General features: G+C 61.9%; 6 protein-coding genes. 4 read left to right on the forward strand and 2 right to left on the reverse strand.

The genetic code is table 11. The annotated features are described in order from the left end of the window. Positions 1-29: 29 nt before the first annotated feature. Positions 30-3,434 (reverse strand): transglutaminase family protein, encoded by a 3,405-nt coding sequence (locus ABDX79_RS10990; RefSeq protein ID WP_346220338.1) that lies wholly within the window; start codon positions 3,432-3,434, stop codon positions 30-32. 209 nt (positions 3,435-3,643) lie between these two features. Here ABDX79_RS10990 and ABDX79_RS10995 point away from each other — a divergent pair, with 209 nt between their 5' ends. The 4 genes from ABDX79_RS10995 (at position 3,644) to treY (ending at position 11,577) form a co-directional block, all read left to right on the forward strand. Then, positions 3,644-4,741 (forward strand): zinc-binding metallopeptidase family protein, encoded by a 1,098-nt coding sequence (locus tag ABDX79_RS10995; RefSeq protein ID WP_346220339.1) that lies wholly within the window; start codon positions 3,644-3,646, stop codon positions 4,739-4,741. 397 nt (positions 4,742-5,138) lie between these two features. Further along, positions 5,139-7,025 carry a malto-oligosyltrehalose trehalohydrolase gene (gene treZ, locus ABDX79_RS11000; protein WP_346220340.1) on the forward strand — a complete coding sequence of 629 codons (1,887 nt, stop codon included), beginning with the start codon at positions 5,139-5,141 and terminating at the stop codon, positions 7,023-7,025. Next, positions 7,022-8,878, forward strand: a complete 1,857-nt coding sequence (gene malQ / locus ABDX79_RS11005) for a 4-alpha-glucanotransferase (protein WP_346220341.1) — start codon at positions 7,022-7,024, stop codon at positions 8,876-8,878. Before treZ ends, malQ begins: the two co-directional genes overlap by 4 nt. After that, complete coding sequence (gene treY / locus ABDX79_RS11010; protein WP_346220342.1) at positions 8,875-11,577, forward strand: malto-oligosyltrehalose synthase; 2,703 nt, start codon at positions 8,875-8,877, stop codon at positions 11,575-11,577. Before malQ ends, treY begins: the two co-directional genes overlap by 4 nt. Before the next feature lie 49 nt (positions 11,578-11,626). On the opposite strand, the gene sbmA is transcribed toward treY, so the two are convergent. Beyond that, positions 11,627-12,880, reverse strand: a complete 1,254-nt coding sequence (gene sbmA / locus ABDX79_RS11015; protein WP_346220343.1) for a peptide antibiotic transporter SbmA — start codon at positions 12,878-12,880, stop codon at positions 11,627-11,629. Between the last annotated feature and the right edge of the window lie 43 nt (positions 12,881-12,923).

Raw genomic sequence — 12,923 nt, forward strand, 5'->3', positions numbered from 1 at the left:
CGCGGACGGCGGACCTTTCGGCGTTCAGATCACCTCAAACCGGCCGGCCTGCGCAGATCCAGCGTCATCGGGAAGCTTGGATCGGCGATTTCCCGCATCGGCGCATACGTGCCCGGCGTATGGCCGATCGGCTCGAAACGCGCCAGACGGCGGGATTCCGCTTCGTAGGAGTTGATCGGAAAGGTGTCGTAGTTCCGGCCCCCCGGATGGGCGACGTGATAGGTGCAGCCGCCCAGCGACCGGTTTGACCAGGTATCGTAGATGTCGAAGGTGAGGGGCGCATGCACGGGGATCGTCGGGTGCAGGCCGGACGGTGGCTGCCATGCCTTGAACCGCACGCCGGCGACGGCTTCCTTGCCGTTCCCGGTCGCCGTCATCGGCACTTCACGGCCGTTGCAGGTGACGATGTGCCGGGCCTTGTCGAAGTTCGACAGTTTGACCTGCAGCCGTTCGACGGACGAATCGACGAAGCGCACCGTGCCGCCGATCGCGCCGGTCTCGCCCATCACGTGCCAGGGCTCCAGCGCCTGCCGCAGTTCGAGTTCGATGCCTTCCCGCTCGATCTTGCCGCAGAAGGGGAACCGGAACTCGCTCTGCGCCTCGAACCATTCGGGACGCATCGGATAGCCGGCCCGCGTCAGATCGCCGAGAACGTCGAGAAAATCCTGCCAGACGAATTCCGGCAGCATGAACCGGTCGTGCAGATTTGTGCCCCACCGCACGAACTTGCCATCTTCAGGCTGCTTCCAGAACTTGGCGATGAGTGCGCGGATCAGGAGCTGCTGGGCGAGCGACATGCGCGGCTCAGGCGGCATTTCGAAGCCGCGGAACTCCACGAGCCCCAGGCGTCCGGTCGGCCCGTCCGGTGAATAGAGCTTGTCGATGCAGATTTCGGCGCGATGGGTGTTGCCCGTCACGTCGATGAGGAGGTTGCGGAACAGTCGATCGACCAGCCATGGCGGCGTGGAAAAACTGTCCTGCGTCACCTGGGCCATGGCGATTTCCAGCTCGTAAAGCTGGTCGTGCCGGCCCTCGTCGATACGCGGCGCCTGGCTCGTCGGGCCGATGAACAGGCCGGAGAAGAGATAGGAGAGCGACGGGTGACGCTGCCAGTAAAGGACCAGTGACTTCAAGAGGTCGGGCCGGCGCAGGAAGGGCGAATCGAGCGGCGTCGCGCCGCCGACGACGACGTGATTGCCGCCGCCGGTGCCGGCATGCTTGCCGTCCACCATGAACTTGTCGGTTCCGAGCCGCGACTGGCGCGCATCCTCGTAGACGCCCTGCGTGATCGCCTTGGCTTCCTCCCAATTCGAAGCCGGATGAACGTTCACCTCGATCACGCCCGGATCGGGCGCGACGCGGATCACGTTGAGGCGCGGATCGTGCGGCGGCGCATAGCCCTCGATCTGGATCGGCATGTCCAGATCGCGGGCCGCTTCCTCGATCGCGCCGAGAAGATCGAGGTAGGCCTCGGTGAATTCGAGTGGCGGCATGAAGATGCAAAGCTTGCCGTCACGCGGCTCGACCGACAGCGCGGTTCGCACGAAGCCCTCTATTTCTCCCACTTCCGAAGCGACGGCCGTGAAGAACGTACCTGCCGGCGCGCGCGATCCGTCCTGTTCGGTCGGCAGTGGGGAGAGAGGCTCCATCTGGCGGCGGCCTGCGACGGTATCGGCCTTGTCCGAATTGGGATCGTGGGTCTGGCGTTCCGTCCGGCCCCACTGCTCGCGGTTCTGGGGCGGAAGCGGCGGGAAAGGCTGGGTCGGATCGGCCGGATGGATGTAGGGATAGTCCGACTTGCCGAGATAAGGCAGGGCGGACAGCGGCAGGCGGTAGCCAAGCGCGGAATCGCCCGGCGTCAGATAGAGATGCTTGCGGCGCGTGCGCCAGCGCTCGGACATCCAGCGCACTTTGCTCGATCGCGACTGCCAGGCCTGAACGGGAAGCACGTGGCCCGTCGGTTTGGACAGGCCACGATCGAAGACCTTGGCGAGGCGTGCACGCTCCTCGCGATCCTCGAGCTTGGAGTCGGTCGGCTCCACATTGTCGGGCAGGCCCTGTTCGCGGGCGATCCAGAAGGAGGCGTCCTCGAAGGCCGGGAGCACGTTGTCCGTCGAAACATCGAGGGCCTTGGCGACGGCCTGGGTGAAGGCTTCCGATTCCTCCGGTCCGACCTGTGTGCCCGTCTTTTCGCGGGCAACGAGATCGGAATCCTCCCAGATCGGAGCGCCGTCCTTGCGCCAGTAGAGCGAGAAGGTCCAGCGCGGCAGGGTCTCGCCCGGATACCACTTGCCCTGGCCGTAGTGGAGGAAGCCGCCAGGGGCGAAGCGATCGCGCAGGCGTCGGATGAGATCGTCGGCTAGGCCGCGTTTCATCGGGCCGGTGGCATCGGAATTCCATTCCGGCGCTTCGAATTCATCGATCGACACGAAGGTCGGCTCGCCGCCCATGGTGAGGCGCACGTCGTTTTCCTGCAGCTCGGCATCGACCTTCTTGCCGAGGGCGTCTAGCGCCTCCCAGCTGTCGTCGGAGAAGGGATAGGTAACGCGGGGGCGCTCGGAGATGCGGCCGACGGTCATGTCGAATTCGAAGTCGACCTCCGCAAAGCCGACGAGACCGGAGATCGGCGCGGCCGAGCGATAATGCGGCGTTGCGGCAAGCGGGATATGGCTTTCGCCCGTCAGGAGACCCGATGTCGGATCGAGACCGATCCAGCCAGCGCCTGGAATATAAACTTCGGCCCAGGCATGGAGATCGGTGAAGTCGTGGTTCGTTCCGGCGGGGCCGTCGAGGGCGACGACGTCCGGCTTCAGCTGGATGAGATAGCCGGAGACGAAGCGCGCGGCAAAGCCGAGATGGCGCAGCGTATTGACGAGCAACCAGGACGAATCGCGGCAGGAGCCGGAATTCTTGGTCAGCGTTTCGTCCGGCGTCTGAACGCCGGGCTCCATGCGCACGAGATAATCGACGCGGTTCTCGATCTTCTGGTTGAGCCCGACGAGGAAGTCGATCGTGCGCTGTTCCGAGCGGTCGATCTCGTCGATGAAGGACTGGAAGGCTTCTCCGGCCGGCTCGGGGTCGAGATAGGACTCCAGCTCCTTCTTCACCTCGTCGGAATAGGCGAAGGGAAAGTTCTCCGCTTCCTCCTCAATGAAGAAATCGAACGGATTGTAGACCGTCATGTCGGCGAGGAGATCGACCTCGATCTTGAACTCGCGCACCGGCTCGGGGAAGACGAAGCGGGCGAGGTAATTGCCGAACGGGTCCTGATGCCAGTTCACGAAGTTCTCGGAGGGCGAAACCTTCAGCGAATAGGACGGGATGCGCGTGCGCGAGTGGGGTGCCGGTCTGAGCCGGATAACCTGGGGTCCAAGGATCACCGGACGGTCGTATTTGTAATGGGTCAGGTGGCGAAGGCTTGCGAGGATCGACATGGGCGCTTTCTGATTCCGCTTCGGCTTCTTTTGTCACCTAAGCTTTAGACCACGTCTCGATCGCGGCAAGGGGCGGTGCCTGTGGTCTTTTCGCGGCATGGACCAATATTTGCCTCTCGAGCCACGAATTGCCGGAACGAAAGCGATCCGCCTGCATTTAGACGCATCGCTCAAGCGTGAGCGAATCCAATCGCCCCAAGGACCTGAAAATGAAACTGTTTTCCTGCCCGGCCTGTGATCAGGTCGTGTATTTCGAGAACGTCTCCTGCGAACGCTGCGGCCGCTCACTCGGTTACGATGCCGGACGGGGAGAAATGATCGCGCTCGAAAAAGAGGACGACTTCTGGAAAGAAGCCGGCTCCAATTCCGACACCGCGACGCTGAAATATTGCGACAATTATCAATACGGTGTCTGCAACTGGATCTTGCCGGCGACGAGCGAGGATCAGTACTGCCTCGCCTGCCGCCACAACGAGACGGTTCCCGATGTCTCAGACCCGGAAAACCTGTCCCGTTGGCAGAGAATGGAGATCGGCAAACACCGGCTGTTCTATGCCATCAATCGATTCGGCCTGCCGCTGTCGACCCGAAGCGAGCATGAGGAAGGTCTCGGCTTCGACTTTCTCGCAGAGGATAACGGAACCCCCGGCAATGTCATGACCGGCCACGATCGCGGCCTGATCACCATCGCGCTTGCGGAAGCCGACGACGCCGAACGGGTGAAGCGCCGCGAAGCGATGGGCGAGCCTTATCGCACCCTTCTCGGCCACTTCAGACACGAGGTCGGTCACTGGTACTGGGATCGTATCGTGCGCGACGGCAATCCTGGCGCTCTTGAAGCCTGCCGTGCCCTCTTCGGCGATGATACCGAGGACTATGGCGAAGCGCTTCAGCGCCACTACGAAAACGGACCCAAGCCGAATTGGCAGGAGGAATATGTTTCTTCCTATGCCGGTGCCCATGCCTGGGAGGACTTCGCCGAAACCTGGGCGCACTATCTTCACATCGTCGATACGCTGGAAACAGGTCATGCCTGGGGCGTGACCATCGACCCGCGTATTCGCGACCAAGGCTTGTTGACGACGAAGATCGCGTTCGACCCCTATGCGCGGGAGACGACGATCAAGGAGATCACGGATGCCTGGTTCGCGCTCTCCGGGGCGCTCAACTCCTTCAACCGTTCCATGGGGCATCAGGATCTCTATCCGTTCGTTCTGTCCCCGGCGGTGATCGAGAAGCTCGGCTTCATGCACGACCTCGTGCGCGGTGAGGCGGGGCGCAACGGAAGTCAGCAGCAGGCAGCCTGAGATTCACGCGGCAGGCTTGCGATATCGCTCGCGCCCTCGCTCCTCCACGATTGGCGTCGCTTTCGTCGATTTCAGACAAACGCCCGGTTCGCTTCGAGCCGGGCGTTGCCATATCAGAGATGTTAGATCGGGTGCATGGCTTGACGCAAAGGCGGAGATGCAAGTCCGATCAACGGCTTGAATATCCGTTGGAATTCTTTCGAGTTTCGCGGCGCCAGCGGGCAAGCGCAGCAACTGTGTTTGCGGCAATTAATTTTTGGTCGGCTGGCGGACTGGAACCAGCGTCACGTGCGCCAATTATGTGAATGAGATTGGAGCGCCACGTTCCGTTTGTAACCGCATCGCATTCAGGCAATCTCCGGGGCTTTTCCGGACGACAAGGACGCAACCTTATTCAATGACTTCCACGGAAAATGGCTTCTCGTTCGACACCTCCTGGGGTCCGAGGCTCGTCGATCAGGGCGCGGAATTTCGCCTGTGGGCGCCGTCGGCACCTTCCATCGAGCTTGCGATCGGGGACGAACAGGGCGAACCGGCTCAGTTTCTCCCGATGGACAAGGACGAGGCCGGCTGGTGGCGTCTGACGACAGACAAAATCTCGATCGGCGGCGCATACGGGTTTCGACTGGAAAGCGGCCTCGTCGTTCCCGATCCCGCTTCCCGGCGACAGTTCGGCGATGTCCATTCCCTGTCGGTCCTGACGGATCCCGGGACCTATCGCTGGACGACGCCAGAATGGAACGGGCGGCCTTGGGAAGAGACGGTCTTCTACGAGCTCCATACCGGCACATTTTCTGAAAAGGGCACGTTCGAGGGTATCGAGGAGAAGCTCGATTTTCTCAAATCCGTCGGTATCACGACGATCGAACTGTTGCCCGTCGCCCAGTTCATGGGCAAGCGCGGTTGGGGCTACGACGGGGTGCTGCTTTACTGCCCGCACGAGGTCTACGGCGGTGACGAAGGTCTGAAACGCCTGATCGATGCTGCCCATTCGCGTGGCCTCAGCGTCTTTCTCGATGTCGTCTACAACCATTTCGGACCGGATGGGAATTACCTCGGCGCCTATGCGCCCGAATTTTTCCACGAGGAAATCCATACGCCCTGGGGGCCGGCGATCGCTTACGATGAAGAGCCGGTCCGGGAGTTCATGATCGAGAACGCGCTTTACTGGCTGGAGGAATTTCGCTTCGACGGCTTGCGGCTCGATGCGATCGACTCGATCAAGGATACGACCGACACGCCGCTTGTGAAAGAACTTGCGGCGGCCGTTCGCAAGCATTTTCCCGGTCGTCATGTGCATCTTACCACCGAGGACGACCGCAACATCACCTGGCATATCGAGCGCGGCGAAACCGGCCAGCCGAAGCTCGTCTCGGGCGAGTGGAACGACGATCTGCACCATACGATCCATGTTCTCGCCACCCACGAGGAAGAGGCCTATTACGCCGACTATACGCGCAACAGCGTTTCGCAGCTCGCCAAGTCGCTCGCCACCGGCTTCGTCTATCAGGGGAACTATTCGCCGGTGCGCGACAAGAAGGTGGGTACGACCTCCGATCATCTTCCGCCCACGGCGTTCGTCAACTTCATCCAGAACCACGACCAGATCGGCAATCGTGCCTTCGGCGAAAGGCTGACGGATCTTGCCTCGCGGCGCATGGTCGAATGCGCCCAGGCGATCCTGCTTCTGTCACCGCAGATCCCGCTCATGTTCATGGGTGAGGAGTGGGGTGAGACCCATCCCTTCTGCTTCTTCACCGACTTCGAAGGCGACCTCGCGGATGCGGTGCGCGAAGGGCGGCGGTCGGAATTTGCCAAGTTCACCGCCTTCCACGCCGCCGAAACGCGTGAGCTGATACCCGATCCGAATTCTGAAACGACGTTCGCCTCGTCGATGCTCGACTGGTCGGTCATCAAGCGGCCGAACCATCTGCGACGCCTCGAGCAGGTCAAGCGGCTCCTGAAGGTCCGCCAGCAGAGGATCGTTCCCCTGCTCAAGCACGTCCCGGCGCAATGCGGCTCCTACCAGACTTCCGAAGACACTTTGGCCTTTGCCGTCGCCTGGACGCTTCAGGACCGGAAGGTGCTGCACCTCTTCGCCAATCTCAGCGACGAGCCATGGCCGCTTCCATCGGAGGTCACGAAGGACGATCTGACCTCTGGCGATCTCGTCCATTCCTATCCCGCGAATGCGGATAGTCGGCTCGCGGAAGGGACATTGCCGCCCACGTCCGTCGTTTTCAGACTTTCACACCAGATGCTCATCTGTGGAGGCACGGCTTGACCTCATCTCTCGATCAGCTGGCTGAAAGCCATGGTATCCAGACGGTCTACATATCCGAAATGGGTGAGAGGAAAGAAATCACCGACGAGGCGAAGGAGCGCCTGCTTGCGGCGCTTTCCGTCGATCCTCAGGACGGTTCGACCGGCGGATTTGCCGAAGCGCGGCAGACGCCGGACAAAAGCTGTGCGCTTCCGCCGGTCGTCGCCGATCACCGTCGCTGGGGTATGTCCTGCCAGCTCTATGGCCTGCGCTCCAGCCGCAATCTCGGGATCGGCGATTTTGAGGATCTCGCCCGGCTTGCGGTGACCGGTGCAAAGGAGGGCGCGTCTTTCATCGGCGTCAATCCGCTTCATGCGCTCTTCATTGCGGATGGAAACCGCTTTTCACCCTATTCGCCATCGACCCGGCGTTTCAACAATCCGCTCTACCTTGCGATCGACAAGATCGAAGGCGGCAGCGATGCCATCGACGCGCTTCGCGCCGAAGCCCCTGAGTTTTTCGAAGGCCTCGACGGGACTCTCGTCGACTACCCCGCTGTCACCCGGCTCAAAAGCCGGCTTTTGCGGATGATCTTCGAGGCCCGGAAGGACGACGTCACATCGTCCCAAGCTTTCGAGCGGTTCGTTTCGGGCGGCGGAGCGACGCTGCACGCCTTTGCGCTCTTCGAGGCAATCTCCGAGGCTCAGGTCGCCGCAGGCGGGCATGCCGGCTGGCATCACTGGCCGGAGGCGCTTCGCGATCGAACCAGCGCGGATGTCGCGGAATTCGAACAGGACCATCTCGACGACATCAACTTCCACAAATGGCTGCAGTTCGAGGCCGATGAGCAGATCGCCAGCGTACAGGCCCGGGCAAAATCCGAAGGCATGGCGATCGGGCTTTATCTCGATCTCGCCGTCGGTGTGGCGCCTGACGGTGCCGAGACATGGGCTGATCCCGCATTGACCGTCGCGGAGGCGAGAGTCGGCGCGCCGCCGGACATGTTCAACTCGTCCGGTCAGGATTGGGGCCTTGCGCCGCTCTCGCCCAAGGCGCTTGCGGAGCGCGACTACAAGCCTTTACGCAATGCGTTCGGACAGCTCACGCTCCATGCGGGCGCTGTGCGCATCGACCATGCCATGGGGCTCGCCCGGCTCTGGTGGATCCCACAGGACCAGACATCGGCCGGCGGCGGATATGTTCGCTATCCGCTGGGCGCGATGGTGGACGCGGTTGCCGAGGCATCGAACGCCAACAATTGCGTCGTCATCGGCGAGGATCTCGGCACCGTGCCCGAGGGTTTTCGCGAAACGATGGAGGCGGCCAACGTGTTTTCCTATCGCGTTCTTTATTTCGAGCGCCGGGACGACGCCTTCCTTCCGCCGAGCGCTTATCCGAAGCTCGCGCTCGCCTGTGTCTCGACCCATGATCTCGCCCCGCTCGCCGGTTGGTGGCAGGGCACGGACATCAAATTGCGGGAAGAGGCGGGCACCCAGGACGCGACTTCGACAGAGCGCGATCTGAGGAACCGGGCCGAGGAACGGATCGATCTCCTCGTCGCGCTGCGCAAGGCGAGCCTCATCCCGAATGACTATGAGCAGATGCTCAACGGCGATGTGCCGCTTTCACAGGAGCTGAACCAGGTTCTGAGCGAAGCCATCCATCGCTTCGCCGCGCGCACGCCATCCCTTCTTCTAACCGTCCAGCTGGAAGACATGCTGGGCGCAACCCACCAGCCGAACCTGCCCGGCACCACCGATCAATACCCCAATTGGCGCATCCGCCAGGACGTCGCTCTGGAAAATCTCGACAATCACGATCGCTTCCGGAGTCTGGCGAGGGCGATGCGCGAAGAAAGGCCGAATCCTTCATGAGCGCTTCGCTCGTATCCACCTATCGCCTCCAGTTCCGGGAAGGGACGGATTTCGCCGCCGCGCGTGATCTCGCCCGCTACTGGAAACGTCTCGGCATCAGCCACCTCTACGCCTCTCCGATCTTCGCCGCCTCCGAAGGCTCGACACACGGCTACGACGTGACGGACTACAACGCGTTGGAGGAAGATCTTGGCGGCATCGGCGGTTTCATGGAGATGTCGAACGCGCTTTCCTCCGCCGATATTGGGCTGATCCTCGATTTCGTGCCCAACCATATGGGCGTCTCGCCGCAGAACCATTGGTGGGAGGATGTGCTGCGCTGGGGCGAAGAGAGCCGCTACGCGTACACGTTCGATATCGCGTGGGAAGCCAAGCGCATTCTCGTTCCCGTGCTCGGCAAGCCCTATGGAGACGCACTGGAAGCCGGCGATCTGACGATCGCTCTCGACGAGGCCACCCCCGCGTTTCGCTTCGATGCCGCCGGTTATGGCCTGCCGATCGATCCGCGGACCTATGGGCATATCTTCGGCCTGATGAACCATGACGAGCGCGACCGTCTGGTTCGCCGCTTCTCCGTCTCCACACCGCCTGAGGCAGACGAACTGCGTGAGCGGTTCGCCGAGCATCTTCAGGATGAAAGCTTTCGCCGTGCGCTCGATACCGCGATCGAGACGATCAACGCCGACCGCCAGGCGCTGCACGCCCTGCACGAGGCCCAGGCCTGGCGGCTGGCATGGTGGCGGACCGCCCGCGAGCGTCTGACCTATCGCCGCTTCTTCGAGATCGCCGATCTCATCGGCGTGCGTCAGGAGCAGCGCCGCGTCTTCCGCGAAAGCCACCAGATGATCATCCGGCTTGCGCGTGAACGTCGCATCGACGGGATCCGGATCGATCATGTGGACGGGCTGGCGGACCCCAAGACCTATCTGGACGATCTCAATCAGGCTTTCCGTGCCGTCCGTCGGTCTCCGACGATCCACGTGGAGAAGATTTTGACCGGCGAGGAGCGTCTCCGCTCATCCTGGGCCATCGACGGGACGACCGGCTACGAGTTCATCACCGCTCTTTCCGGGCTCTACGTCGACGCCGCGCGCGAAGAGCGGATGAGCGAGGCCTACCACACCTTCCTCGGTCGCCGCGAAGACCTGAGAGCGATGATCCTTGCGGAAAAGCGCTCGATCTTCCTGCGCAACCTGGCGGGTGAATTGTCGGTGCTGACCGGCCTTGCGCTCGACGTTGCATCGCGCGGCCTCTCCACCCGCGATCTCGGGCGCGACACGCTGGCCCGTTCCATCGTGGAGGTCGCGGCAGCGCTTCCCGTCTATCGAACCTATGGCTCCGTCGACGGTGTGCCGCGCCGGGACGTGGCGATTATCGACGAAGCGGTCGACCTTGCGATGACGCGCCGGGAAGTGGAGGCGGACGAGCCGATCCAGTTCATCGGCCGGCTGCTGAAGCTCGATTTCGAGGACGGGGCGGACATTGCCGGTGCCCTCGACTTTACCCGAAGGTTCCAGCAGACGACCGGCGCTGTGATGGCGAAGGCGGTCGAGGATACCGTTTTCTATCGCTACAACCGGCTGATCGCGCTCAACGAAGTCGGCGGCGAGCCGGATCATTACGGCGCCGATGTCGAAAGCTTCCACGAGGCGATGCAGATACGCCTCGAAGATCAGCCCTCAGGCCTCGTTGCGACGACGACGCACGATACCAAACGCGGCGAGGATGCGCGCGCACGCATCTACACCCTCTCCGAGGCGCCCGGACGCTGGCGTGCTCTTGTCTCGAGCTTCGCCGCCGTGATGACGGAATGGCGCAAGGAGATCGATCAGGATCTCTTTTCGCCCGATCCGGCGACGGAATGGGGGCTGTACCAGTCGCTTCTCGGCGTGCTTCCGACGGATTTCGATCCGGCCGATGCCGAGGAATGCGAGGATATTGCCGAGCGTCTCACGGCCTTCGCCGAAAAGGCCGTGCGGGAGGCCAAACGCTATACGAGCTGGACTGCGCCGGCCGAGAAATACGAAAATGCGCTGAAGGCCTTCGTGGAAGCGATGGTCGACCCGAAAGGCGAACTGATCGGCGAGTTCTGGTCGAGCGTCCAGCCCTTTGTGGCGGCCGGCGCTCTCAACAGCTTCTCCCAGACGGTGATCAAGCTGACCGCGCCCGGCGTGCCGGATATCTATCAGGGAACCGAATTCTACGATTTCTCCCTGGTTGATCCCGACAATCGCCGTCCCGTCGATTTCGAAGCCCGCATCGAAGCCCTTGAGGCCGAGACCGATCCCGCTGCCCTTCTCGCCGATTGGCGGTCAGGTCATCTGAAGGCAGGGATTACGGCCGCCGGCCTTCTGATGCGCAAGGAAACGCCATCCCTCTTCACTGCGGGACGTTATGTGCCGCTGGAGGTCGAAGGGCCGGGGGCGGGCTGGGTCGTAGCATTCGCCCGTGTCTCGGATGACGGAAGCGCGGCCGTCACGGTCGCGCCGCGTATGGCGTTGTCGCTGCTTGATGGCCGCCTCGATCCGTCCGTGCCGGTTGAGCGCTGGCAGGAAACCCGTGTTCTCTTGCCGGCTGACCTTGCCGAAAAGACCTTCAGGGACGTCATGACCAAGGCCGAGTGGTCGGGCTCCGAACTCCGGTTGGCCGATGCCCTCGGTATTCTCCCAGTGGCGATGCTGATCGCGACGCCATCATAACTGCTTTGACGTCAGCTGGACGGCTCCGGAATATTCCGGAGCCGTCTGGTCATTCGGCCGGCGAATGGTCGGCCAGCCATTCCTGATCGACACTTGGCAGCGGCTCGTCGTAGATCGCGGCCTCGAAGCCTCTCAGGCGTTTGTGGATCGAAAGCAGCTCGACGATCGTCGTCCAGGAGTTGACGAGATACTGGAACGATTCCCGGACCTGGCTGAACGCGTTGAGGATCTGGTTCATCGTCCCGAGAGTGATCGCGCCGACGACGATGGTGGGCGCGAGAATGATGTAGGGGAAAATGTTGTCGGTCTGCAGGTAACCGATCCGCGCGACGTTGAAATACATGTAGTGGAAATACAGACGGAAGTAGTTGCGGCGGACATTTCCGTAGAGATCGCGAATTTCTGGCGGCTGGGCCCGCGCCTCGTCGTCTTCGCCATAGACAAGCTCTTTACGATAGGCGGCCTCGACTCGCTGGTTCCTGAATTCGAGACCCGGAAGCTTGATGCCGACGAGCGCGAGAAAGCTTGTTCCGAAGGCGGACCAGAGCAGCGCTGCAATGACGAGAGGGTAGGGTACTTCGCCGATCAGCGGCAGTTCAGTGATGTTGGCCGACAGGACGAGCAGCACCGGCAGAAAAGCGATCAGCGTCATGATCGCCTCGATCAGATTGACGCCGAGACTCTCGGTGATGGAGGCGAAACGCATCGTATCTTCTTGGATACGCTGGGATGCACCCTCGATTGTCCGTAGTTTGCGCCAGTAACCCATGTAATAGTCGTTCATCGCCGTGCGCCAGCGGAAGACGTAGTGGCTGATGAAGAAGCGCGTCAGAACGCCGACCGTGACCGCGACGAACGCAATTCCGGCAAATGTGGCAAGCGATCCATAGAATTCCGCCTGTGTTACCTCGCGCGTCTGGGCCAGCGCGGCCTGGATAAGGTCGTAGAACGGCCCGTACCAAGCGTTGATAGCGACCGAGACCTGCACCTGAAAATAGGTGACAAAGATGATGAGGCCCGATCCGAGGATCGACCAGTTCGCCCAGGGATGCGGCTCCTTCCACATCCAGAAAGCCGCGAAAAGGGCGAGCATCACGGCGTAGTACAGGTAGAACCAGAGAAAATCGTTGGACCAGAAGATGGAGACCCCGACGATCGGCGCTTCGTCAGCCGCCGGGCTGGGAAGCCCGAGCCACGCACCGGACTCGTTGGCGAAGCCGTACCAGAGGGCAATCGCGAGGATTGCCCAGGCGACTGCGGACAGGAAAAACGGCTTAGGGCTTGGAAAGAAGGAGAGAAACACGGCAGCAACGGCCTCGCGTGAAATCGGCCCCGGATGTGGCTCG

This window comes from Fulvimarina fulva (assembly GCF_039652615.1).
Classification (GTDB): Bacteria; Pseudomonadota; Alphaproteobacteria; order Rhizobiales; family Rhizobiaceae; genus Fulvimarina.

Bases quoted from the DNA above. Each gene is read 5' to 3' on its own strand.
- ABDX79_RS10990 (WP_346220338.1), bottom strand. From the start codon at position 3,434: ATGTCGATCCTCGCAAGCCTTCGCCACCTGACCCATTACAAATACGAC.
- ABDX79_RS10995 (WP_346220339.1), top strand. From the start codon at position 3,644: ATGAAACTGTTTTCCTGCCCGGCCTGTGATCAGGTCGTGTATTTCGAG.
- treZ (WP_346220340.1), top strand. From the start codon at position 5,139: ATGACTTCCACGGAAAATGGCTTCTCGTTCGACACCTCCTGGGGTCCG.
- treY (WP_346220342.1), top strand. From the start codon at position 8,875: ATGAGCGCTTCGCTCGTATCCACCTATCGCCTCCAGTTCCGGGAAGGG.